The 23,740-nt window shown below is 35.3% G+C and carries 20 protein-coding genes; 12 read left to right on the top strand and 8 right to left on the bottom strand.

Annotation, left to right across the window (positions count from 1 at the left end; genetic code table 11):
- Position 1: 1 nt before the first annotated feature.
- From ACN5L8_RS11195 to ACN5L8_RS11205, 3 genes are all read left to right on the top strand, one after another.
- Positions 2 to 1,144, top strand: coding sequence for a hypothetical protein (locus ACN5L8_RS11195; protein ID WP_419173054.1), 1,143 nt, complete (start codon positions 2 to 4; stop codon positions 1,142 to 1,144).
- A 118-nt stretch (positions 1,145 to 1,262) separates the two neighbouring features.
- Positions 1,263 to 2,588, top strand: a complete 1,326-nt coding sequence (locus tag ACN5L8_RS11200; protein WP_412473686.1) for a PhoH family protein — start codon at positions 1,263 to 1,265, stop codon at positions 2,586 to 2,588.
- Positions 2,589 to 2,601: 13 nt separating this feature from the next.
- A complete protein-coding gene (locus tag ACN5L8_RS11205) occupies positions 2,602 to 3,165 on the top strand; it encodes a PilZ domain-containing protein (protein ID WP_114705378.1) in 564 nt (187 codons plus the stop codon).
- A gap of 68 nt (positions 3,166 to 3,233) precedes the next feature.
- Here ACN5L8_RS11205 and ACN5L8_RS11210 read toward each other — a convergent pair whose 3' ends face one another.
- Both ACN5L8_RS11210 and ACN5L8_RS11215 read right to left on the bottom strand, forming a co-directional pair.
- Positions 3,234 to 3,545, bottom strand: coding sequence for a hypothetical protein (locus tag ACN5L8_RS11210; RefSeq protein WP_114705377.1), 312 nt, complete (start codon positions 3,543 to 3,545; stop codon positions 3,234 to 3,236).
- Positions 3,546 to 3,682: 137 nt separating this feature from the next.
- Positions 3,683 to 4,294, bottom strand: a complete 612-nt coding sequence (locus ACN5L8_RS11215; RefSeq protein ID WP_334678123.1) for a DedA family protein — start codon at positions 4,292 to 4,294, stop codon at positions 3,683 to 3,685.
- 116 nt (positions 4,295 to 4,410) lie between these two features.
- Between ACN5L8_RS11215 and ACN5L8_RS11220 the strand changes: the two genes are divergently transcribed.
- Entirely contained in the window at positions 4,411 to 5,148 is a 738-nt protein-coding gene (locus ACN5L8_RS11220; RefSeq protein WP_334678124.1) for a hypothetical protein, read from the top strand.
- 6 nt (positions 5,149 to 5,154) lie between these two features.
- Here ACN5L8_RS11220 and ACN5L8_RS11225 read toward each other — a convergent pair whose 3' ends face one another.
- Positions 5,155 to 5,757, bottom strand: a complete 603-nt coding sequence (locus ACN5L8_RS11225) for a peroxiredoxin (protein ID WP_114705375.1) — start codon at positions 5,755 to 5,757, stop codon at positions 5,155 to 5,157.
- Positions 5,758 to 6,006: 249 nt separating this feature from the next.
- Here ACN5L8_RS11225 and ACN5L8_RS11230 point away from each other — a divergent pair, with 249 nt between their 5' ends.
- The 6 genes from ACN5L8_RS11230 to lon all read left to right on the top strand — a co-directional run bounded on the left by ACN5L8_RS11230 (position 6,007) and on the right by lon (position 14,980).
- The gene (locus ACN5L8_RS11230) at positions 6,007 to 6,618 is read left to right on the top strand and encodes an ATP-dependent Clp protease proteolytic subunit (protein ID WP_114705374.1); all 612 of its coding nucleotides are present in this window, start codon (positions 6,007 to 6,009) and stop codon (positions 6,616 to 6,618) included.
- 40 nt (positions 6,619 to 6,658) lie between these two features.
- On the top strand, positions 6,659 to 7,969 hold the full coding sequence (gene clpX / locus ACN5L8_RS11235; protein ID WP_114705373.1) for an ATP-dependent Clp protease ATP-binding subunit ClpX: 1,311 nt from the start codon (positions 6,659 to 6,661) through the stop codon (positions 7,967 to 7,969).
- Between the two features lie 246 nt (positions 7,970 to 8,215).
- Positions 8,216 to 10,321: a methyl-accepting chemotaxis protein gene (locus ACN5L8_RS11240; protein WP_419173055.1), complete on the top strand. Its 2,106-nt coding sequence runs from the start codon at positions 8,216 to 8,218 to the stop codon at positions 10,319 to 10,321.
- 208 nt (positions 10,322 to 10,529) lie between these two features.
- Positions 10,530 to 10,787 carry a hypothetical protein gene (locus tag ACN5L8_RS11245; protein ID WP_114705371.1) on the top strand — a complete coding sequence of 86 codons (258 nt, stop codon included), beginning with the start codon at positions 10,530 to 10,532 and terminating at the stop codon, positions 10,785 to 10,787.
- A 21-nt stretch (positions 10,788 to 10,808) separates the two neighbouring features.
- Positions 10,809 to 12,137 (top strand): DUF3373 family protein, encoded by a 1,329-nt coding sequence (locus ACN5L8_RS11250; RefSeq protein ID WP_419173056.1) that lies wholly within the window; start codon positions 10,809 to 10,811, stop codon positions 12,135 to 12,137.
- Between the two features lie 434 nt (positions 12,138 to 12,571).
- Positions 12,572 to 14,980 carry an endopeptidase La gene (gene lon / locus ACN5L8_RS11255; protein WP_120405263.1) on the top strand — a complete coding sequence of 803 codons (2,409 nt, stop codon included), beginning with the start codon at positions 12,572 to 12,574 and terminating at the stop codon, positions 14,978 to 14,980.
- A gap of 68 nt (positions 14,981 to 15,048) precedes the next feature.
- On the opposite strand, the gene asnB is transcribed toward lon, so the two are convergent.
- On the bottom strand, positions 15,049 to 16,629 hold the full coding sequence (asnB, locus tag ACN5L8_RS11260; protein WP_419173057.1) for an asparagine synthase B: 1,581 nt from the start codon (positions 16,627 to 16,629) through the stop codon (positions 15,049 to 15,051).
- 127 nt (positions 16,630 to 16,756) lie between these two features.
- On the opposite strand from asnB, the gene ACN5L8_RS11265 reads away from it, so the two are divergent.
- A complete protein-coding gene (locus ACN5L8_RS11265) occupies positions 16,757 to 17,218 on the top strand; it encodes an Lrp/AsnC ligand binding domain-containing protein (protein ID WP_114705367.1) in 462 nt (153 codons plus the stop codon).
- Here ACN5L8_RS11265 and ACN5L8_RS11270 read toward each other — a convergent pair.
- Entirely contained in the window at positions 17,215 to 18,006 is a 792-nt protein-coding gene (locus ACN5L8_RS11270) for a sulfite exporter TauE/SafE family protein (protein ID WP_114705366.1), read from the bottom strand. The genes ACN5L8_RS11265 and ACN5L8_RS11270 overlap by 4 nt on opposite strands.
- Positions 18,007 to 18,202: 196 nt before the next feature.
- Here ACN5L8_RS11270 and ACN5L8_RS11275 point away from each other — a divergent pair, with 196 nt between their 5' ends.
- Positions 18,203 to 21,664 carry a hypothetical protein gene (locus ACN5L8_RS11275; protein WP_419173058.1) on the top strand — a complete coding sequence of 1,154 codons (3,462 nt, stop codon included), beginning with the start codon at positions 18,203 to 18,205 and terminating at the stop codon, positions 21,662 to 21,664.
- Between the two features lie 19 nt (positions 21,665 to 21,683).
- Here the strand turns inward: ACN5L8_RS11275 and ACN5L8_RS11280 are convergent, their stop codons facing one another.
- From ACN5L8_RS11280 to ACN5L8_RS11290, 3 genes are all read right to left on the bottom strand, one after another.
- A complete protein-coding gene (locus tag ACN5L8_RS11280; RefSeq protein ID WP_114705364.1) occupies positions 21,684 to 22,268 on the bottom strand; it encodes a hypothetical protein in 585 nt (194 codons plus the stop codon).
- A gap of 1 nt (position 22,269) precedes the next feature.
- Positions 22,270 to 23,058, bottom strand: coding sequence for a hypothetical protein (locus ACN5L8_RS11285; RefSeq protein ID WP_133296853.1), 789 nt, complete (start codon positions 23,056 to 23,058; stop codon positions 22,270 to 22,272).
- 159 nt (positions 23,059 to 23,217) lie between these two features.
- Positions 23,218 to 23,712 carry a hypothetical protein gene (locus tag ACN5L8_RS11290; protein WP_334678131.1) on the bottom strand — a complete coding sequence of 165 codons (495 nt, stop codon included), beginning with the start codon at positions 23,710 to 23,712 and terminating at the stop codon, positions 23,218 to 23,220.
- Between the last annotated feature and the right edge of the window lie 28 nt (positions 23,713 to 23,740).

Genomic DNA, 23,740 nt, shown 5'->3' on the forward strand with positions numbered 1-23,740 from the left:
ATTGAAAAACTTCACAAGGCTCATATTTATTATTTGCTTAGGGTTATCGACGATATCAACGCAGGCCTTTGAGAAATTCCAATTAGGTCAATCTCCAAAAGCAAGACTAATGGGAAATGCTTGGATGGGATTAGCAAACCAAGATACTTTTACAATTTTTTATAATCCAGCAAGTCTTGGTGGTAATTACGATATTGATTTGTCTCCTGTAAACTTAACTGTTGCTGGACCTAATGCCCTTGATGATCTCGATCGTTTTTCTAATTTACCAAATGATGCGGATGCCATTGCTGATCGACTCTTAGGATTTCCTCTTTATTTAGAGTTATCGAATTTTTCAACGATCAAAGCACATCACTTTTCGTTTTCTTACTTCACACAAAACCGTGCCAATATTGTTTTAAAGAATCGTGTAAACCCTGCATTTGATGTTGATTACAGTTATGACCGTGGCTTTATCACAGGATTTGCTTTTAATTTAATTGGTGGAAGTCGAAATAAACAAAACCAGAAAATTATGACAGGTGAGAGACTCTCAATTGGTTATTCTTTTAAATATTTAAGTCGTGAAGGTACAAAAGATAAATTTGATTTATTCTCTACAAATATAATCAGTAAAGTTGAAGCTGGTTTCGCTTCTATCGAAGATATTAAAAATACTTTCGGATACTCAAAAGGAGCAGGTACAGGTCATGATATCGGAATTGAGTATGCCAATGGTTGGGGAAATACTGAGTTTGTAGCATCACTAGCAATTCTCGATATTGCAGATACTCACTTTGAAAAAGAATACGGAGACAATGGCGTTCCAAAGATTAACATGGCCATTAATTCTGGTTTTGCCTTTAAGCAAGACTTTAAGGTTTTTGATTATGCTCTTGCCTTAGATATCAAACCATTAAATCAGGGACTCGACTTTGGTCGTATGATGCATCTAGGTGCTCAAGTCAATATTCCATTCTTTGGCTTTTTTGCAGGAGTCGGTGAAGGTTATCTAAATTATGGTGCTGAGCTTAGAATGTGGCCAGTCACACTTACACTTGGTTACAATAGCGTTGAGATCGGTGCTGATTACAAGCAAACAGAAGGTGATAGGCTATTTGTTTTCCTATCTCTTTTTGATGTTTCAATGGATATCTTTTAATTACAATACTCTTAGCACTTTGCTGCGCGTTCCCAATTCCCCTTTTTCTTTGACATCCCTTTCGGCGATAACTTAAAATTTAGGTAAGAGAGGATTCCTCCCATCAATTCTTAATGTCATGGAGGGCATTTTGACTAGAAAAACCTTTGTTCTTGATACTAACGTATTACTATTTGATCCTAATGCTATTAATAAATTTGGTCCAAACGACGTCTTTATTCCACTTGTTGTAGTTGAAGAAGTTGATCGTTTTAAGAAAGACCAAAATGAGAATGGCCGTAACGCACGTTACTTTTCTCGTATCATCGATGAACTTCGTCAAAAAGGTTCTCTTGTAGATGGTGTTGAATTAGATAATGGCGGAACATTAATCATTTCAGTTGATCGAGCTGTTGATAATCAAGAAGAAACGATTGATTTATCAATTAATGACAACTTAATTTTGGCCTCTGCAATCTTTCTAAAAGAGCAAGGTGATGATGTTACGTTAATTACAAAAGATATCAACTTAAGAATTAAATCAGATATCCTGGGAATCACAGCTGAAGATTACGGGATGAAAGATATGAAGATAGAGGAGATCTATAGCGGTTATCGTTATCTACCTCTACCTAAAGATAAGTTAGAAGAATATGAAAAGAATCGCTTCCTACAATTAGAAAACTGGGAAGAATTAGAAATTTTTCCAAATGAGTATTTAATTGTTCATGAAGAAGGAAATGATCGTAGAAGACTTCTAGGACGTTTTTCTAAAAGCAAGCTAGGAATTGTTCCTCTAATCCCAATGAGAGAAGGGATCTGGGGTATTTATCCAAAGAATATGGAGCAACAATTTGCTCTTGATGCTCTACTAAATGATGATATTAAATTAGTCTCACTTGTTGGGAAGGCCGGTACAGGTAAGACTCTTCTTGCCATTGCAGCAGGTCTTGAAATGACGATTAATCAAGAAAAGTATTCAAGACTACTTGTTTCTCGTCCAATTCAACCAATGGGAAGAGACCTTGGTTATTTACCAGGTGACGTAAATGATAAGCTAGGTCCTTGGATGCAACCGATTTTTGATAATATGGACTTCCTCTTTGATCAAAGAAGAGCTGGAACAAGTTCGTCATATGTTGATCTAATGGATCACGGACTTCTTCACATTGAACCACTGACATATATTCGAGGTCGTTCAATTCCTGGACAATACTTAATTGTTGATGAGGCCCAGAACCTTTCACCACACGAAGTTAAGACAATTGTTACTCGTGCCGGTGAAGGAACGAAGATCATCCTAACAGGTGACCCGTACCAAATTGATAGTCCATACCTTGATGAGGTAAACAACGGGCTTAGCTATGTTGTTGAAAGGCTAAAGACGGAAGATATTATTTCTCATACGCAGCTGACTGTTGGTGAGCGTTCTGCGCTTTCTGAAACAGCTTCGAAGCTACTTTAGGAGTTAGAAACCAGTGTCACGTTCAAATCGTCAATATTTAAGAGCGCCTGTTAATCAAGAGATGCTCTATCTTTGTGACGATTATGTACTAAAGGCAAAGTGTTCTAATATTTCTGAAGGTGGAATGTTAATTTCTGATATGGGGCGCGTCCCTGAAAAGTCGCGCTTCCATACAATGATATCTCTTATTCAATATCCTGAATTTTCAAAACTTAGCACACAGAAACTATTAAGTATTGATCACAGTGCTTTTGATATTGAAGTATTGCGATGTGAAGTTGATGTTGTTCGCTCTTTTGAAGGACTGTCAGAAGTTGAAAAAATTCTTCTACCCTCAATTGGTGCGAAGTTCAGTGAAGTGAGTTCTGGAAATATGGCCTTGATTAAAGCCTACGTTCAAACTTTTTCAAAAAATATGATTTACCTCTTAACGCAATTTGAGAACTCATCAAAGAAGAAGGGGAATATTGTTCAACTTAGAAAGACTGCTGCTTTACTCGGCTACGACTCATCACTAAAGATTCCACTTCTTCGAGCAAAAGTCTTACACGATTACCAATCACTAGAATCATTATAATTTAGAATAATAAGGCCCAGATTACTGGGCCTTAATAAAACGAGAAGGATATAGGTTTCAAACAAAGCTTATAGTTTTGCCTTGATTGAAAACTTTAAGTCTTTAATTGTTGCTAATAAATATTTATCAATAGGTGTTTCATTATCAAGAATTCGGCTTTTAAATTCTGCTGTAAGCTGATCTACTTTTACTAGAAGTTCGTCATTGATTGCATTTTCTTGATTAATTTCACTAACGAGACTATGTGTTTCATTAATAAGTGCAGAAAAATCAAGTTTCGAAAAATAATCTCTTTGAACAGTATTTTCACATCTCATTGCTTTTTCAGCTTTAAACGCATTGAAATTTACTACTTTCTCTTGTGGGATAGAATTTAACATTTCGCTTGTACTCCAAAAAAATAAATACCGTTCAACTTTTTTCACATTTTTTGTGAACAAGCGGGATTATGGAGTAACAAGCCTGAGCTGACAATAAATATCCTCAGGCCTTGTAATTTTTTCTATAATTTGTGATTTTAATTAGTTACACGTTTCTTTTTCCATTTTTTAATGGCGAAACCGAGAATGATGGCAAGGGCAACCGAGCCAATCACATAATTAGATTTTTTGATATATTCAATGGCCGCTTCTCCAAACTTGTAATAAACCGTGAAGTAGACGACACAAGAAATCGTTGCGGCAATTAAGTCCGAAAGGGCAAATTTCCATGCATTCATTTTACCAAGCCCTGCTGATAGAAATAGAGCATTTCTAAAACCAAATGGTACAAATCGACCAAAGATTAATGTGAAGACACCATACTTCTTAAAGAAGGCATTCACTGTATCAAGCCTTTCTTGCGTTACCATCGAAGCAAAGAACTTTATTCCAAAGATCTTTGGACCAAGATAGCGTCCAATGAATCCGTAACAAATTAAATCAGAAAAATATGCTCCTAGAAAAACAGCAAAGAAAAGAGGGTAGAGATACTCTGGATTTTTTGCAGCTAAAATCGCCGAAGTAAATAACATCACATCTTCAGATATTGGGATATTAAAACCAGCAAGTAGTAGTAGCCCAAAGATAATATATGGAGCTAAGCTTACATTAGTATTTATATAGAGCATGATTTGATCGATAAATTCCATTATTTCTCCTGTAAATAAACACTTAAAAGAATATCCTAAATTCTATTAAATCGCATTAATTTATCAGCTGTTTTTTCCTAGCTTAAAAATTTTAAGTCTTTTGTTACTATGCTTTTGTGAAGTATTTTAGATCACTTGTAATATTCTTTATTGGCCTAAATATAAATCAGGTCCACGGAAAAAACTTAGATTACTTTCTAAAGTCTAATGGTGATGAGTTCAACTATTTTATACAAACGGCCGCTTCACTGGGGATTCAAAAAGAAAAAGTTTCTAATATTATGATTTCTACTGAGCAGAATTCGCCAATGACAATTACGGCCGGTTTTGCATTTTTCCCTAGTTCAATTGAAAAGCTATCTCTGCTTGCAACGGGAAGTCTATCTTATATTGTACCATCCGATATTAAGGAAGAAGGAGGAAGTACTTTCTCAAATAATACGAAACTAGATCCTGAAACTGGTTTTAGCTTCCATGCTCATAAATCTTATACATATCGTAATGTAACGGGATTCTTTGGAGGGCTTGATCATGAAGTCTTCTATCTCTATAACACACCTGATTTCTTAGGAAGTGGAAAGGAGTTAAAATCAGTTACTCAGAAAATAACTTATGGGACATTAGGCTTGGCCTTTGCACAAAAGTTTTTCACACCATTTGTATTTAAAATGAGTGCATCTCAATCATTTAGTTCAAAGACAGGCCTAAAAGGACAACGTTATTTAATCGATTATTCACAAAAATATAGTGAGAATATGTGGTACCACATTTTTGTAAAAAGACATGAATTACAAGATGATTCGAGAGAATTAAAGATAACCCGACTCGGTGTTGGAGTCGGGTTCTATTATTGAATAAGACTATAGCTTATTAAAGTATTCTTGTGACCCTTGTGGATCTGGCTTCATTGTATCAGCACCTTTTGTCCAACCTGCAGGACAAACTTCACCGTGCTTAGCTGTAAATTGGTAACCATCTACAAGTCTTGCAACTTCTTCTACATTTCTACCAACTGATAGATTGTTGATTGAAACGTGTTGAACAATATTGTTGTCATCGATGATATAAGTTGCTCTAAATGCAACATCACCAGATGGCATTAGCGCTCCATATGATCTAGAAACTTCTTTTGTAAGGTCTTCTAGAATTGGGAAATTAATGTCACCAAGTCCACCTTCATTTCTTGATTGCTTCGTCCAAGCTAGGTGAGAGAAAGCTGAATCAACTGAACAAGCGATAACTTCACAGTTAAGGTCTTTAAAAAGTTGAATCTTATCTGAGAATGCAGTGATTTCTGTTGGGCAAACAAATGTGAAATCTAGTGGGTAGAAGAAAAGAACTTTCCACTTTCCTTTGAAGTCAGAAAGAGAGATCTCTTTGATTTCTCCATTTACTACTGCATTTCCTTTGAATTCTGGTGCCGCTTTTGAAACTAGCGAAGTTGGATAAACTGTTTCAGTCATTACTTTCTCCTGTGTGTTTAAGTACTTAAAAATTTATTCATTTTTTCTTGAATCGATTTAACCGTAGCCTTATGAGAAGTTCAAGACCTGTTATGTTAATTTTGATACTTTTGGCGGTGAAGCTTAAATAATTTCCATTGCTTAGGGACGTATTAATTATTACTTAACTTGCACTTTTATCTAAAGAAAATGACTCGGCTCACCGAAATGTTGAATGAAATCGAAAAATTCATTTTCTAGGGAGAAAAAATGACAGATCCAAAGGCACATATTCCTAATCCAATTGTTATTGAACAAACAGCAAGAGGAGAGAGACAATACGATATTTACTCAAGACTATTACTTGATCGAATTGTTTTTCTAGGAACGCAGGTTAATGACACTGTTGCCAACTTATTAATTGCTCAGATTATGTTCCTTGAGCAAAGTAACCCAGAAGATCCAATTCACTTCTATATTAATTCACCAGGTGGAAGCGTTTATGCAGGCCTAGGTATCTACGATATTATGCAACACGTATCATGCCCAGTTTATACTTACTGTGTTGGTCTTGCTGCATCGATGGGATCACTGCTTCTAACAGCAGGGGAAAAAGGACACCGTTATAGTCTTCCTCACTCAAGAATCATGATTCACCAACCATTAGGTGGTGCACAAGGTCAGTGTTCTGATATTCAGATTCAAGCAAATGAAATTCAAACATTAAAAGATCAGTTAAATAATATTTACATTAAGCACTCATCTGTTGATATGACGATGGAAAAAATTGTTGCTGCAACTGATCGTGATAATTACTTGTCGCCAACTGATGCAATTGAGCTAGGAATTATCGATAGCGTTATTGAATCAAACAAGAAATAGAACTATAGTTGAATACTGTATATAAACGAAAGGAACTTTAATGAGTAAAAAAGAAGGATCATATAACAGCGCTCTGTCTTGTAACTTCTGCGGAAAATCTCAAAAAGAGGTAAAGAAGTTAATTGCAGGACCAGGTGTTTATATATGCGACGAATGTATCGAGCTATGTAATGAAATTATCTACGAGGATACAGTTAAGTCTGTATCAAAAGCAGCTCTTGATAATGTTCCAAAGCCACACGAAATCAAGAAGCACCTTGATGAGTATGTAATTGGACAGGATCGTGCTAAGAAGATTATTTCAGTTGCAGTTCATAACCACTATAAAAGAATTGCCCACGGTGATTCTAAGAGAAAAGATGATGCTGTTGAATTAGCAAAGTCGAATATCTTACTTGCTGGGCCAACTGGTTCAGGTAAGACTCTTATTGCACAATCACTAGCAAAGTTTCTAAATGTTCCATTTGCTATTGCTGATGCAACATCTCTAACTGAAGCTGGTTACGTAGGTGAGGACGTTGAGAATATTATTCTTAACCTTCTTCAGGCATGTGACTACGATGTTGAAAGAGCTGAGCGTGGAATTGTTTATATTGATGAGATTGATAAAATTGCAAGAAAGTCTGAAAACCCATCAATCACTAGAGACGTATCTGGTGAGGGTGTTCAACAGGCACTACTTAAGCTAGTTGAAGGTACAGTTGCTTCAGTTCCACCAAAAGGTGGCCGTAAGCACCCTCAACAAGAGTTTATCCAGGTAAACACAAAGAATATTCTCTTTGTAGTTGCTGGAGCATTTGTTGGACTTGATAAGATCATTGAAAAGCGTATGACTAAGAGACCAATGGGTCTAGTTGCTAAGCAAACTGTTGACGCTGAAGAGTCTGTAATTCAAAAGCTAGGTGGAATTGAAGCAGAAGATCTAACGAAGTTTGGATTAATTCCTGAATTCATTGGACGTCTTCCTGTTAATGCTCTACTTGAAGAGCTTGATGAAGCAGCACTTGTTTCAATTCTTACTGAACCAAGAAATGCAGTAACAAAACAATATCAAAAGCTTTTTGAATTTGATGGTATCGAACTTGAATTTGAAGAAGCAGCACTTCATGCAATTGCTAAGACTGCACTTGAGAGAAAAACAGGTGCTCGTGGTCTAAGAGCAATCATTGAGCAAACAATGCTTGAAGTTATGTATGATGTACCAGCAAATGATAAAGCTAATAAAGTTATTATCACTGAAGCCTCTATTAGAGGAATTGAGTCTCCAAGAGTTGAAGAAGGACCGCGCAAGGAATTCTCATCAACTGCGAACTCAGCTCTTGAGGCCAAGAAAGATATTGAATCTGCTTAATTAAATTGAATACATTTTCTTAATAATAAGGCACGACATAGTTCGTGCCTTTTTATTTTCATCTTAGATGTGAATTCTGTTTCGTAACTATCTTTATTTAATTTCCATAAATTCAGTCACTTATCGCTTTATTGTTAATAAATTAGTTAAGAAACTTAAAGAATTTCTAAAGGTTGACACTTAGCTAACCGAAAAATTATTTAGATCTATTTTATGTTTAGGGGATAAGAGATGTTTAGAGGGAATGTGTTAACAAAATTAACAAAGTTTATGGCCATAGGCCTAAAAGAAAAACTTTATTTCATTTCAATTGGAATGGTTTTATTTATATCATTTGCGGTTTTTGTCCCTTTTCAAAAAGGAATTGAAGATCAAAAGGCAAGTAAGCGAGATGGATTTGCTCTTTATTATAATAATTTAACAAATTCAATTTCTGAACAATTCTTCACTAATTATAATAACGTTCAATCTTTTGCTCGAAACAAAGATCTTAAAGATAAAGATCCTGGAGCATCAACGTTTCTTTTAAATGAGCTTGTCACTCTCTACCCTGATACAGATATGTTATTTCTAATTGGTTTAGATGGGAAACTAATTGCTCATTCCGAAATTACGGCCGCTGGGGAAAAACTGAACACAGAATTTCTTAAGTCTTATAACTTTAAAAATGATAATTGGTTTCAAAAAACATCAAAAGGTGAGTACACAGAAAATTACGATAAGAAAATCTTTGGTGCTTTTGCTGGAAAAGTTCACGAGAGTGAAATGATATCGAAAGTGTATGGCGAAAAGAGAATGGGGCAATACTTCTCAACTCGTATTGAAGATGAATATGGTGACCCAATTGCCGTTTTAGGTGCATTTGTGGGAAGCCGCTGGTTTGAAAGTGAAATGAAGAACCTTTTTCATACTTTAAACTCAAATGGAATGGACTCTTTTGAGATTCACTTAATTAATAGCGAAGGAAAAGTCATCACTTCTTATGACAAAGAACTTGCAAAGAAAGACAAGAATCTTCATGACTTTGAAAATTATAATTTAGCAAAAACATTGATTGTTTCAGATGATGAGATGGCAGTTAAGATGAAGGAAGGTAAGATAGATACTATTCTTCATCCTCATATTCTAGGGGACAGTAAGGAAACATATCTTTACTCATTTGGTGAAATTCACCATCGCCGCTTCCTTGATATGATGAAGTGGAAGTTGGTTATAGGTATGACAGAAAAACAAGCCTATGGTGAAATTATAACACTTCAAAATTTATTCTACTTCACATTAGCTGGTGTTCTAATCCTTTGTGTTGCTATCTCTTTTGCAACAGTAAGAAATCTTTATAAGCAACTTCTTGGAGTTGTTGCAAGCTTAGAAAACTCTGCAAAATCAACGGTTAAATTTGTTGAAAACTTAAATGGGGTTTCTCATCGTGTAAGTGAGCTGACTTCAAATCAAGCGCAGGCAATACATGAGACTGCATCAACTCTTGATGAATTATCAAGCATGGTAAAAATGAATGCACAAAATGCAGCGACGTCAGTTGATGTTTCAACGGATAATGAAAGAGTTGCACAGGATGGAAAACATAAAGTAGAGGAAGTTAAGTCTTCAATGAATAATATTAAACAAGCAAATGATGACGTCCTTAGAACGACAAATGACGGAAGTGAAAAAATCTCAGAGATTGTTAATCTGATCAATGAGATTAATGAGAAAACACAAGTTATTAATGACATTGTTTTTCAAACAAAGCTTCTTTCATTCAATGCTTCAGTTGAAGCGGCCAGAGCAGGTGAGCATGGTAAGGGCTTTGCTGTTGTTGCAGAAGAAGTTGGAAATCTTGCTGCAATGTCTGGAACTGCATCTGAAGAGATTAATGCAATCCTTACAAAGTCTGTTGCCCATGTTGAAAAAATCGTAAAAGAAAATAAAGAGTCTGTAGAATCGATGATTGAGCAGTCTCGTGTCAAAATTGATGATGGAATTAAAGTTTCAGAAGAGTGTACAGGGGCCCTTGAAGAGATTGTTCATGGTGTAATGAATGTATCTTCAATGTCTCAAGAAATATCAGCAGCGACATCTGAACAAGAAACAGGCGTTACAAATATTTCCCAAGCAATGAATCAGATGCAAGAAGCCTCTTCTGATAATCAAGAAATTGCATCAAAGATGCTTCAATATGCGGAAGATTTAAATAATGAAACAAATAATCTTCAAAATGTTCTATCAATACTCCAAAATGAGATAATTGGTGGAAGAACAAAGAATAATACATCGACATCAAAGGTAAAAAAAACTAAAGATGCAAAAGTCGTAAACTTTCCAAAAGAATCAAATCAAAAGAAGGCATCGTAGTTATTACGGTGCCTTATATTCCCGACTTAAATGGTTTTTTAATCGTTAAGCTGTATAGTTTAAGTGAATTTAAATATTTAGATAGATTTACTTTAGATTTTCTTTAGAAAAGTGCAGATTGCCTCTTTATTTTTATCGTCTACCTCATTAAAATAATTTTTATTAGTAGTTTAAGCATTTAACTATGTTCTCATATCAAGGAGGAGCCATGAGAATTTCTAGGATATTTCCTATTTTATTAGGAGTTTCACTAATGTCTCCTTTTGCATTCGCGGGTGCAAAAGATGACTTCATCAATGCTGTTGTAAAGCAGTGTAAAAAATCAAAAGCAGAAGCAGAAAAGATGGCCACACCAGGTCGCTCTGGAACCGTTATTAAGTTTAAGACTTGTTCTGGTGCAACTGTAGACGTAGGAAGCGGATGTACACTTCAGTGTAAAGATGCATCTTCATCAATCGGTGGATAATTAATTTAAGGAGACTAAAAAATGAAATTAAATACAATGAAAAAATCAATTATCGCACTTGCAGTTCTTTCATCAACTGCATACGGTGCATCTCTAGAAGACAGAGTAGAGGATCTAGAATTTGCTCGTGACCTTAATACATGGTCATTTTCAGGTGAACTTGAGTCACGTTATGACTACTTCAATGAAGAAGACAAATCAACTGATAGTCATTACAACGAAGATCAGTATTCTCTATGGGCCAGACTTGATATTCACTCAAAGAGAAGTGATAGGCTAGACTTCTATGGTCGACTTTCAATGTCAAAATACTTCAATGATTTTACAAAGAGAGTTAATGCTGATTCATCTATTGCAGCGGCCGGTGGAGCTGGTCGTAATAAAGATGGTGCAGCTCTTTATGTAGAAAGAGCGTTTATTAATTATAAAATTAATAATCAATTTACGTTCTCTATTGGTCGTCTTCCAACGATTGAAGGACCTTCTTTCCACCTACAAAAAGGAACAGCTAGATCTGGTTCTTACCCTCAACTAGCATATGGTGCACAACTTGATGGTATGGCGCTAACTTATGGAACAAAACTATTTGGTGGATCAATGGCAGTAAGAGCTATCTATACTCCACTTAACCAAAGAGCTCTTGGTGGATCAGGACAATCTGGTTTCAATGATTCTGATGGCGTACAAGTTTCTTCTACTGAGGATATGTACTCAGTAATGGTTGACTATGAAAAATTAAACCTTGGTTGGGCAGATCGTTTCAATTTCATCGGTCAATATGTTGGCTTTAACGACTTCTTCTTCGATGCAACAGCAAGCTTTACGACAGGTGGAGCAGGAACACCTAATCAGGTTAATACTGTTTCAAACCTATACTTTGATTATAATGCCTTTGTTGTTTACTTAGAGGCAAACGGTGTCGCTGGTACAGGTCTTGATTTAGGATTTACTTATAAGCATACTTCAGTAGATTCAAGAGGAACTCTTGGTACATTTGGTGGTATTTTTACAGCAGTAGGAACAAATAAGAAAAATGATGGAAATGTTTTTATGCTAGATGCACGTTATTCGTTTGGAAAATTCAAGCTAGGATACGAGTTCTTACAAGCTGATGAATATGCATTTACTGTAGGATTATCAGATGTTGATGCTATCGGTTTCTATCAAACTCCAGATTCAACAGGACACCATGTATATGGATCATATGATATTGATTCTGACCTAAGACTAATTCTTGGTTACATGACTCAACAAGTAGATACAACTTATGTACAAAATGTCGTTGGAGCAGGAACGGATACTGACACTAAGGTTGATGCAGGTTATGCAAGACTTATTGCAAACTTCTAATTAGTTAAGATATTTCTTAACTTACTCCATAGGGGCCAGACTTAATGTCTGGCCTTTTTTTTTGCTTATTTCTTGAGACACTCTTACGAAATCTTATCTCAAGAATTTTCGAGAAGAATGTAAAGTTCAAAGATATTATTTCTAGAGATGTTCAATTTACGATTATAAAAAATTCATACAGCCTAAATGTTAGAATATTTTAGCTAAACAGTGTTCACCGCTCAGGTAAGGAAAATACCTTTAAAAACGATAGGTTAGACTATTAATACACTGTGAATTTATTGAGGGGCATAAGATTCCGGCGAAAAAAACTTTCCAAAACGTGAGGGGATATTGATACAATTTATTAAAGGAACAGAATTTAGACATGAGGTCTTTTTCCTATCCTTTCCCAGAATGAAATTATGACAAGTATTAATAGTGCAGGAGGTGCTATGTCAGACAAGAAGTCAACTGAGTCGAAGAACTTACCACTACTTCCACTAAGAGACATGATTATTTTTCCACATATGGTTGTTCCACTATTTGTAGGAAGAGAGAAGTCAATCAATGCTCTAGAGGAAGCTTCAAAAAATGGTAATGAGCTTTTTCTCGTCACACAAAAAGATGCTAGTATTTTAAATCCAGATCGTGAAGATGTTTACAATGTAGGAACTGTTGTAAATATTATTCAGATGCTTCGCCTACCAGATAATACAGTTAAGGTACTTATCGAAGGGAAGTATAGAGCAACGATCGATGAGTTTGAAGCAAGAAGTGAAGGTTATTGGGCCGACGTTTCTAAATGCGTTCCAGAAGTTCCAGAACAAGTTAAGATCGAAGCGACAGTACGTTCAATCAAAAACGTATTTGAACAATATGTGAAACTTAATAAGAGAATTCCACCTGAATTACTTATGAGTATTTCATCAATCACTGATCCATCAAGATTAGCTGATATTATTGTTGCTCACTTATCGATGAAGATCCCAGAAAAGCAAGAGATTCTTGAAGCTGTGGATATTGAGCAACGTCTTCAACTTCTATTAGAGAAGATGCAAGGTGAAATTGAGATTATTAACGTAGAGAGAAGAATAAGAACTCGCGTTAAGTCGCAAATGGAAAAGTCTCAAAAAGAGTACTACCTTAATGAGCAGATGAATGCGATTCAAAAAGAGCTTGGACAAAAAGATGAGAAGTCTGAAGTTCAAGAAATGGAAGAGCGTCTGGCAAAGAAGAAAATGCCTGAAGAAGCTGTTAAGCGTGTTACAAAAGAAATTAAGAAACTTAAGTCAATGTCTCCAATGTCTGCAGAATCTGCAGTTGTTAGAAACTACATTGACTGGATGCTTTCTCTACCATGGGGAGAGTACACAGAAGATAATAATGATGTTGAACATGCAAGAGAAGTTCTTGATGATCACCACTTCGGAATGAAAGATGTAAAAGAGAGAATTCTTGAGTATCTTGCAGTAAGAAGTCTTGTTGGTTCTGAAGGTAAGGGAACAATCCTTTGTCTAGCAGGTCCTCCAGGTGTTGGTAAAACATCGATTTGTCAGTCACTTGCTGAATCTCTTGGACGTAAGTTTGAAAGAGTTTCACTTGGTGGTGTTAGAGATGAATCTGAAATTCGTGGTCACCGTCGTACATATGTAGGTGCTATGCCAGGTAAGATCATCAGCGCTGTTAAGAAAGCAGGAACATCAAACCCAGTTATTCTACTAGATGAAATTGATAAAATGACATCTGATATGAGAGGGGATCCAGCGGCAGCAATGCTTGAAGTTCTAGATCCAGCTCAGAATAAGAACTTTGGTGATCACTATATTGAAGTAGAATATGATCTATCAAAAGTTATGTTTGTTATGACAGCAAATGATCTTGGACAAATTCCAGGTCCACTTAGAGATAGAATGGAGATTATTAACCTAGCTGGTTATACTCCGATTGAGAAAACTCAGATCGCTAAGAAGTACCTTGCACCACGTGCATGGAAAGATAATGGACTTGATGCTTACGAATACTCAATGAGTGAAAATACAATCATGGACGTTGTTCGTGGTTACACTAAAGAAGCTGGTGTTCGTGGTTTAGAGAGACAATTCAACACAATTGCAAGAAAGATTGCAACTGATGTTGTTACAAAAGATATTGAAAAAGGTAAGAAGTTCACAATCACTTCTAAACAACTTAAGAAGTTCCTTGGTCCTGTTAAATTCGATGATAATGTAATCGAAGAGCAGCCAGAAGTAGGACTAGTAAATGGTCTTGCTTATACTTCAGTTGGTGGTTGTATGCTCCATATCGAAGTTATTGCAGTTCCAGGTAAAGGTGGTATCCAAATCACTGGTAAACTTGGAGAGGTTATGACTGAGTCGGCAAAAGCAGCAATGAGCTATGTTCGTTCAATTGCAGGTCGTCTTGGAATTGATAAAGAATGGTTTGAAACACATGATATTCATATCCATGCACCTGAGGGAGCGACTCCAAAAGACGGTCCATCAGCAGGTATCACAATGGTTACGGCCATTACATCAGCGATCTCTGGAATTCCTGTAAGGCAAGATGTTGCCATGACAGGTGAGGTAACAATTAGAGGACGTGTTCTTCCTATTGGTGGCCTAAAAGAGAAGATGCTGGCAGCAAAACAAGCAGGAGTAAAAACAGTTGTTATTCCTGAGAAGAATAGAAAAGATCTTCTTGAGATCCCACCGGAAATCAAGCAAGGACTATCTGTTCATCCAGTAACTCATGTTGAAGATGTTCTTAAGGTTGCTCTACAATTAACAGAGCCAGAGAAGTTCATGTCACATGTAGGACTGAAGGTTATCGATTCTGGGAGCGGGATGGAAGTAGCTAACTAAGCTATTATCCTCCTAAAAAATTAATACTTGTTAAAAGAAGGGCCAATTAAATTGGCCCTTTTTTAATCTTATTTTCCTGAGTCACCGTAATTCGGAAGAACACGGGCCGAGGGATCATCTACCTGACAGTTTTCCCATTCTTTATTTGGCATCCAAAAATCTTTAATTAAATGTGCTTTATCTGGAAAATGTGTTTCAAAGATTTCTCGATACATTAACGACTCTTTTGTAAAAGGTGTACCATACTCATATTTCTCACGAGCCTGAGCAACGTCTGAATCGCTGTACTTATCTTCAGCAAGTGCCTTTAGCCAATCAACCATATCGTGTCCTACAGCATCTGAGAATGCCGCTTTTTCACGCCAAAGAATCTCATCCGGTAGGTATTCACTATGATCAAAAGCTTTTCTAAGAAGGTATTTACCCTCACCAGACCAATTCATCTTTTGCTCTGGTGCAATACCCATAACATATTCAATAAAGGCCTTATCACTAAAAGGTACTCGCGCTTCAAGTGAATGAGAACTAATCGAGCGATCAGCTCTTAGAACATCATAGAGATATAATTCATGAACACGCTTTTGTGCTTCTTTTTGAAATTCAAGTGCACTTGGTGCAAAGTCTGTATACTTATAGCCAAAGAGCTCATCGCTAACTTCGCCTGTTAGGACAACCTTCACATCAGTTTTCTCACGAATGTACTTACAAACCAGAGACATCCCCATTGAGGCCCTAATCGTTGTGATATCCCATGTTTCAAGCTTATGAACTAGCTCTGAGAGATGGGCAAACGCTTCTTCTTTTGTAAAGATAACTTCATGATGCTCGCTTCCTAGAAAGTCTGAAACAATTCGCGCATATTTTAAATCAATTGGGTTTGTATCAATACCCACAGCAAATGTTTTAATTGGTTTATCACTTAACTTTGCAGCTATAGCGCAAACTAGTGATGAATCAAGTCCACCTGAGAGTAGAAAACCAACTGGAGCATCTGCATCAAGACGTTTTTTAACACCTTCTACAAGGTGATCATGGATTCCCTTATAAACGGCTTCAAGATCTTCTTCTTTTCTTGTTTTAATTTCTCTCACATCAAAATATGAAACAAATTTACCATCAGCGTAATAGTGGCCTGGTGGAAATGGTTTAATATCACTACATAGCTCTTGTAGGGCCTTTACTTCAGAGGCAAAGGCAATCTTTCCGTCCTCAACACTATAACCATAAAAGAGGGGACGGATACCAATAGGGTCTCGTCCTGCAAAGAATTTACCATCTTGTTCAATAACAAAAGCAAATTCACCATCGAGTGATAGAAGTAACTTCTCAATACCATATTCTTCAAAAATAGGGATGATCACTTCACAATCAGAGTCTGACTGAAAGTCATAGCGTTCGATATAGTCTGTCTTTAAAAGACGATGATTATAAATTTCTCCATTACAAACAAGGTGTGTTTTAGCTTTTGAGATAAAAGGCTGAGAACCAGCATCTGTCAGGTCCATAATGGCAAGTCGGTGAAATCCCATTAGGCCATCTTTCAAAGAGTGAATTGCTCTTTGATCTGGACCGCGGTGTGCGATTAAATCGAACTTAACTTCAAACTCTTCTTTATCAACTATTCCGGTAAAAACACTAAATCCACACATGAAAACCTCCATATTTTTATTAATAATCGGTAATTTTTATCAATTTCTCAATTATTAACATCTCAAACTATTAATTATTTAATAAATAGAGTAATCTAATGAGGATATAGTATATTTGAGGGGCAAAATGGCCGAAAAATACGAAATTGATAGTACTGATAAGAAGATAATTAAGCTTTTGGAAAAAGATGCCCGCATGCCCTTCCTTGAAATGGCCAGAAAAATAGGGGTTTCAGGTGGAACTATTCATCAAAGAGTGGAAAAGCTTAAGGAAGCTGGCATTATCATAGGAAGCTCTATAAAGGTTGATTATGCTAAACTTGGTCATGGTGTTGTGGTTCTTCTTGGACTTCACTTAGTTAATGCACGAGATATTCACAAAGTAATTGATAAGCTTGAGAAAATGGATGAAATTGTTGAAGCCTATTATACGACAGGTGATTATGCATTAATTGTAAAAATCATGGTTAAGGATATAAATCACTTTCATGAATTTCTTATTGGAAAGATTCAGATGATTAAAGAGATTCAATCGACAGAGTCTTTCATTAGCTTAAAACAAGTAATTGATAAGAGCCTAAACGTTTAAGAGATAAAACTAGTCGTCTTCTTTATCGCTATAAGGATAAGCATAATAGCAAAAATCTTTTTCATAAGCACTTGATTGGCCACACTTGAAATCTTTGCTCCAAGCTTTGTGAAAAAGAAGCTTGCAATTGAAATTCCAAAAAATGCTGGTAAGTAGACATAACCAAGAGAGTATTCTGGAGTTAGCTTATCAAAACCGTTATAGATGTAAAATGCGCTACCAGTGAGCGCGATTGGAATACCAATTGATGCGGATGTTCCTACAGCATTTTTCATAGGATAACCACGCCATGTTAAAAAAGGGACACTAATTGTTCCACCCCCAATCCCAAGAATTGATGATTTAAGGCCAATGATAAATCCAGTTATTCCATAGAGAAATTTAGATGTCTCTTTTGGTTCATCAACTTTTACTTTGTACAAAATCATTTTTAATGAAACTAAATAAAGATAAGTGATAAACAAAGCCTCAAGAGTTGAAGCTTTTACCTGATTTACTAAATATGCACCGACACAAATACCGACTAAAATAGGTGGGATAAGCTTCTTAGAAACCTCAACGATTAGGTTACCCATATTATAATGTCTTAGTGTTGAAGAAGCTGCTGTTACAACAATTGTTGCTAGAGAAGTACCAAGGGCCATAAACATCGTAATATCTGATGAAAATCCTTGTTCTTTAAAAATGAGTAAGAGAGTTGGGACAATAATTACACCGCCACCGATTCCAAATAAACCTGAAAGTGTTCCAACAAAAGCGCCAACGGCCAAATATAAGAGAAAAATCATCTTATTAATATGCACTTAGAAAGAGGGGAAGACAAGAGTTAAAGATAGACTAAAAAGCTCAGGTTGTGACACAAAACTATTGAATATATGATTAAAAAAATTGGTGATAAATGACTTAGCACCGCGCCAATGCAAATCTTGCCACATGCTTATTTAAAGACAATTTAGTGAGAAAATATAGGGCAGTGAGGACCCTATGAATCTATTTAATTTAAAGAATAAAAAAGTAAAAGAAAACCCTGAAGAAATCAAAGCAATAACTGCTCAGGCAGCTGAGAAAATTGTTGAAGATCAACGATTACTTGAGGAAGCAATTAGTGAAAATAATTCACTAAAAAGAGATATTGAAGTACAGCGTATAAAGCTTCAAAAAACAGAAAATAATTTACGTCGACTACAGTCTGATCTAACAGATGAGATAGCGGATAAAGAAATTCTTGAACAAAGAATAGATAAGATTAAGTCTCTAAATAAGTCTCAAGAGTCATCACTAAAAGAATTAATCGATCAAAAGCAGCTTGTTATAAAAAGTATTACGAGTTTAAAGGAAGAGGTAACAGGTCTTTCGAAAACACATGGTGATAAATTAGAAAGTATTAATAAGATCAAGCTTGAACTTGCAACATTAAAAGGTGAAGAGGGTACTTTAAAGAGTAAGCTAGACGTTCTTAGTGGCAATAAAATTTGTAATGCAGAAGTGAAAGAAGGTGTAAGCAACCAGATTAAGGATACTAAGAAAAGAATTAAGAAAATGCTTTCACAAATAGAAAGCGATAATATCGAAATTCAAAAAGTAGAAGATCAAATTGAATTATTAAATACTGAAAGAATTAAACTTGATAGTGAAATCTCTTCATTAATCGAGAAGAGCCAGAAAGTTAAGGCCAAGAAGAATGAAGAGGCAACTCTTTATGAAAGAATGAAGTACGACCTAGAGGCGTCGTATGAGCACAAAAATGAACTTGAAAAGAAACTTGCTCATCAAGTAAGTGAGTTGCAAGATGTTAATTCAAAGCAAGAAACTGTTAAGCAGAGCATACTCAAGATTAAAGCCCGAATTAATCGACTCGAATCAGAGGCTTCGGAGCTTAAAACTCAAGAAGAAAGTGAGAAGTCACAACTTAAAGAGTTAAATTACCACCTAGATTCACAAGAAAAAAAGAAGCTTGAGCTAGAGTCTGACTTGGAACTGCTAAAGTCAGAATCAGGACGCTTCAAGAAATTAATTGAAGAAAACCTAGTTCAGCAAAAAGAGTTAGAAACAAAGATTACATCATTAAGGGAAAGAGAGGGAAGCTCTCTCTTAGAACTTGATGAGCTAGATCGAACTTATAAGAAAACAAAGAGAGAATATGAATTAATTCTTGCAGAAAGTATTGACAGTGAAAAAAGAATTCGTGCTCTAAATAGTGAAAGTGAAAGATTAACAATTTCGCTTAAAGAGCTTGAAACAAAGAAGAATCAGGCTACTGCAAATTGTTTAAATCGTGAAAAACAAATTGAAGCTCTCGAAAGAAAGATACAAGACGAATCTAATGAGATTAAGAATTTAAGACTAGAGATTAACGAAGAGAAAGGCCGTGAAGTAGAATTGAGACAAGAAATTTTTGATCTTGATGTCGAAAAACGTCGTTTGTTATCTGAAAAAGAGAGTCTTTCTCAAACAGCTCTTAAATTAGAAAAAAGTATCGATCTTCTAAATCTTAAAGTTGAAAAGTCTAAGAGAAATAGAGATGTTCTTAATGAAGAAATTCAAGAACAAGATAATTTAATGAATATTCTTCTAGCAGATGAAGAGAAAATCACTAAATCAAATAATGAAATCCTTTTACAAATTGGAAGTTTAAAGGGACGTATTGAGATTGGTGAAGGGCGAATTGAAACTAAGGGGCAAGAGATTGAAGAATTGGCCCAAGAAAATACAAAGCTTAATAGAATTGCAGATGAATTGTGTACTAAGTTAGATCAAACAGTACAACAATTGGAAGGTGTTGAAGAGAAAGTTGCTCATTTTGAAAGAAAAATCTCTCAAGTAGAAGAAGAGATTAGCAATAATAAAGAAGTAACGAGTGAAAATATCGAGATTATCTCGCAACTAGAGAATAAAGTTGTCGATTTAAAAGATGTATTTTCACGTAAAGAAAATACTCTATCATCGCTTAAGTCCAATACAAAGCGAGTTGAGAGAATAAAGAATAAAAAATCGAAAGCAAAAGAATCTATAGAAACAGAAATTTCTAAATTAGATGTAGCAATCCAAAGAGAAAGCGATACATATGAGAGACATCTGACACATAAGAGAAATCTTGATGGGCAACTGAAGCTGCTGGAAGTAGAAGTTGAGGACAAGAGAAGTAAAGAGCAGGTTTTAAAAACAGAAGTTGAAGTTATTGAAAAGATGATTAACTCAACAGAACAAAAGCTAGATGAACTTGATAGTGTAAAAAGAAATCAAGAAAGTAATTTACAAGAATTTACTTTAAAAAGAGATACGCTTCTAGCAAAGCATAAAGACTTAAACAATCAACAAGTTATTAGTAATGAAGAATTAACTAAGATTGAAAATGATTGTTACAATATTAGAGCTGCAATGGCGACAATCGAAGCAGAAATCGAGGAAGCCGAAAATCAATTAGAGTCAAACCTTACGAGAAAGGTACAACTTAATCAAGAAATCAAAAAACTTGCTGTTGATACTAGAGAAGCAAAAAAAGAAATCGTAAAACTTAATACAGAAATTGAAAAAAGCAGTATTGAATTAAGTGAAGTTGAAAATAAGCATCAAGAAAAGCTTGAGCTTTTAAATGTTGAATTAGACGAAAAGAAAATAGTCGAGAAAGAGTTTAAGCAAAAGAAGAAAAAGCTTAATGAAGCATTGGCCGCTTCTCAAAAGACTGAAGATGAATTGAATCTTGTTCTTCTAAATAAGGAAACATTAGAAGAGGGAATTGATAAGGCCACAAGACAAAAAGGTGAGCTTCTCATTCAAAGAGATGAGCTTTTAGGACGTCTTAATAAACAAAGAGAAGAAAACAAAGCAACACGTCAACTTCTAGAAGGTGTTTCTATTGAAATTAATGAATTAAGAAAGGAATGTTCTTTAATTAATGACGAATTCCAAGAAGAAAAAAATAAGACAAAGACAATCGTTAACTCTCTAGAGATGTTAAGAGGTCAGGCCAGAAGTTTAAAGGCCCAGAGAGCTCAAAGTCGCTTTGAGATCAAATCTGTTAAAGAACAAGCCGCTCCTATTATGGCAGAGGTGGAAAATACTCAAAAACAAATAAAGGTTGAAGAAGTTCAAAGTGATTTAGAGATAGCTCTATCAAAAATAGAATTTGATGCAAGTCTATATATCAATGAGAATGCTGTTGATAGAATCAAGACGGCCAAATATCAAAAAGGTTTAATCTCTTATATCGAATCTTTACCATTTGTATTTTCTCGAATTGAATTTGTTAAAATCACTCTAATTCAATCTGGGGATCTTTCAGTTACAGTAACTGGAAACCTAAGATGTGATGAAGAGCTTACTAAAGAACTTCTTAAAGATAATATAAAAGGGAAGTTTACAGATGGCATCCGTTTTAAGATTAGTGATAACTCAATTCGTTTAGTAGTTGTTGATAATAGAAAAGACCTAGGCGTTAGTATATAAGCGCCTAGGATTTATTTTTCTAATTACAATATGGGATGTCGTATTTCTTAGTGAAGATTTCGACGTATTTTCTATCACCGTTTCTATTATTTCGCGTAATATCTTTTCTTAAAGTAATACTTGGACTTAGGCTTTGTCTACGTACTTTCTTTATAACTTTACAGCGATTATCTTTACGGCCATAACACCTTCTTTCTTCACTTTCAGACTCAATCGGATATGAATAGTATTTTGATCCAGCTAAAACATCTTTAAATCGATCATTTTCTCTACTTCCACCAAGCCATACTCTTTTGTATACAGGCATTTTCTTAATTGATCTTAGTTTATCGTTTTCAATACAAACGTTAAATACCGATACTATTTTACCAACAAAGGCAATATCACCTTGAAGATCAAGGTTATAGTCATTTCTTACACGATCTCTGATGATATTCCAGTTCTTATCTTTTAGTTCATCGAGATCGTCAACTCCACCAACTACACCGCCAGTTCCTGCGTCAATGCGGTCATTTTTAAGTTCTAGGAATCCATTAATTCCGCCAGTTCCTGCGACGGTATTTAGGCTAAGTCCAATTAATATTATAAATACTAGATTCTTCATTTTAATCCTTTCTCATTGTGTCTGTGGCCATAAAAGTGAATGTCTTGATTTCACCAAGCATTCCTTCTTCCTTAGTCACATTAATTTTTTTATAAAAAGCTTCTTGGTCAATTTTTAGCCACTTTCGATAACCTTCGGGACTTAAGCCTTCTGCATAAAATGCGATTAGGTTTTTTTCAGCAAGATCAACATCTTCTGTTTTCGAATATTTTTCAACTAAGTTTAAACCAAGCCTTTTTACAAGTTTAGGTGAAAACTCTATCTGTTTATCACCAATTGTGTATGTATTCTTTTTTGTAAGTTTTAAAACTCCAAGGTCTAGCATTTTATCTGCTGTTTCAACGCCGCTCATACCATAGCGATATTGAATATATTCACTTGTAATTGGTGACATTGATGCAAGACAGTAAATCTCTGCAAAAACTTTATCATAGAGCATCTCTTGATTTGCTTCTTCACTATATTGAAGATTACCCTTGGTTGAAATAGGAGATCTTTTTTCAATTTCCTTTGCAACTCTTTCTGGAATATTCTTTAACATAAGGCCGCCATTAGGACTTTCAGCTAGACAGCTATAAAGTCTTACTAGTGTTTGATAACCAGGTCGGTTTTCTTGGGCCAATAATCGTTTTAATGTTCTTTGATGGATTCCAGATTTCTCTGATAGTTTTCTTAGACCTATTGATTCATCACGAAATTGTTTGAGATGTGTCGTGATATCGAGTGCAACTTGTCCTTTTAGATCAAGGGTCGTTGTATCTTTTAAGTTGTTGATATCATTTGTAGTCATTTCTCTCATTATGCTTCAATTTATACGGTAATTGTGCCAGTTTCGTAATTAAAAACATTTAAGTAGTAAAAATTACAAAGGCCAAGAACGTGTCTTGGCCTTTTTATAGCAGCAAGTGCCCCTTAGGGAAAAGGCACTTGCCTAGATCCTTACTCGTAATTAGTTACAAGCTGGGATTTCGTATGATTTTGTGAAAAGCTCTACTAGCTTGTCATCACGATCTCCACCACGACGAACTAACTTAGAAATTGTGATGTCTCTAACAACTGATTGAGTTTCAACTTCTGTATAAGTTTTACATCTGTTGTCGTTTTTTCCGTAACAAATTTCTTTAGTTACAACTCTTGAGATTGGGAAAGAAAGAATTTCGTAACCAACGATTACTTTTTTGAAGTTATCATTATCTCCACCTCTGTTAGTTCTAACGTACTTGTAGATTGGGAATGGCTTAGTTGTATTGAAGTTTTCACCGTTAACACATACGTTGAAAGCTGTAGTTCTAGTTGTTCCCATGAATACTGAGTACCCTGAAGACATAACTAGGTTTACATCATTTTTAACTTCTTCTCTAATGTGATCCCAAGTGTCGTTTGCAGATAGTGCAAAAGATGAAACGCTTAGTAATGCAGCAGCAAGTGCGATTAATTTTTTCATAAATTCCTCCGGTTTGTTATTAAATTGT

The organism is Halobacteriovorax sp. (assembly GCF_048381875.1).
Taxonomy (GTDB): domain Bacteria; phylum Bdellovibrionota; class Bacteriovoracia; order Bacteriovoracales; family Bacteriovoracaceae; genus Halobacteriovorax_A; species Halobacteriovorax_A vibrionivorans.

What these genes read in the sequence shown, in the direction of transcription:
- ACN5L8_RS11200 (WP_412473686.1), top strand. Translation starts at nt 1,263, where the DNA reads ATGGAGGGCATTTTGACTAGAAAAACCTTTGTTCTTGATACTAACGTA.
- ACN5L8_RS11210 (WP_114705377.1), bottom strand. Translation starts at nt 3,545, where the DNA reads ATGTTAAATTCTATCCCACAAGAGAAAGTAGTAAATTTCAATGCGTTT.
- ACN5L8_RS11215 (WP_334678123.1), bottom strand. Translation starts at nt 4,294, where the DNA reads ATGGAATTTATCGATCAAATCATGCTCTATATAAATACTAATGTAAGC.
- ACN5L8_RS11225 (WP_114705375.1), bottom strand. Translation starts at nt 5,757, where the DNA reads ATGACTGAAACAGTTTATCCAACTTCGCTAGTTTCAAAAGCGGCACCA.
- ACN5L8_RS11230 (WP_114705374.1), top strand. Translation starts at nt 6,007, where the DNA reads ATGACAGATCCAAAGGCACATATTCCTAATCCAATTGTTATTGAACAA.
- clpX (WP_114705373.1), top strand. Translation starts at nt 6,659, where the DNA reads ATGAGTAAAAAAGAAGGATCATATAACAGCGCTCTGTCTTGTAACTTC.
- ACN5L8_RS11245 (WP_114705371.1), top strand. Translation starts at nt 10,530, where the DNA reads ATGAGAATTTCTAGGATATTTCCTATTTTATTAGGAGTTTCACTAATG.
- ACN5L8_RS11250 (WP_419173056.1), top strand. Translation starts at nt 10,809, where the DNA reads ATGAAATTAAATACAATGAAAAAATCAATTATCGCACTTGCAGTTCTT.
- lon (WP_120405263.1), top strand. Translation starts at nt 12,572, where the DNA reads ATGTCAGACAAGAAGTCAACTGAGTCGAAGAACTTACCACTACTTCCA.
- asnB (WP_419173057.1), bottom strand. Translation starts at nt 16,629, where the DNA reads ATGTGTGGATTTAGTGTTTTTACCGGAATAGTTGATAAAGAAGAGTTT.
- ACN5L8_RS11265 (WP_114705367.1), top strand. Translation starts at nt 16,757, where the DNA reads ATGGCCGAAAAATACGAAATTGATAGTACTGATAAGAAGATAATTAAG.
- ACN5L8_RS11270 (WP_114705366.1), bottom strand. Translation starts at nt 18,006, where the DNA reads ATGATTTTTCTCTTATATTTGGCCGTTGGCGCTTTTGTTGGAACACTT.
- ACN5L8_RS11275 (WP_419173058.1), top strand. Translation starts at nt 18,203, where the DNA reads ATGAATCTATTTAATTTAAAGAATAAAAAAGTAAAAGAAAACCCTGAA.
- ACN5L8_RS11280 (WP_114705364.1), bottom strand. Translation starts at nt 22,268, where the DNA reads ATGAAGAATCTAGTATTTATAATATTAATTGGACTTAGCCTAAATACC.
- ACN5L8_RS11285 (WP_133296853.1), bottom strand. Translation starts at nt 23,058, where the DNA reads ATGACTACAAATGATATCAACAACTTAAAAGATACAACGACCCTTGAT.
- ACN5L8_RS11290 (WP_334678131.1), bottom strand. Translation starts at nt 23,712, where the DNA reads ATGAAAAAATTAATCGCACTTGCTGCTGCATTACTAAGCGTTTCATCT.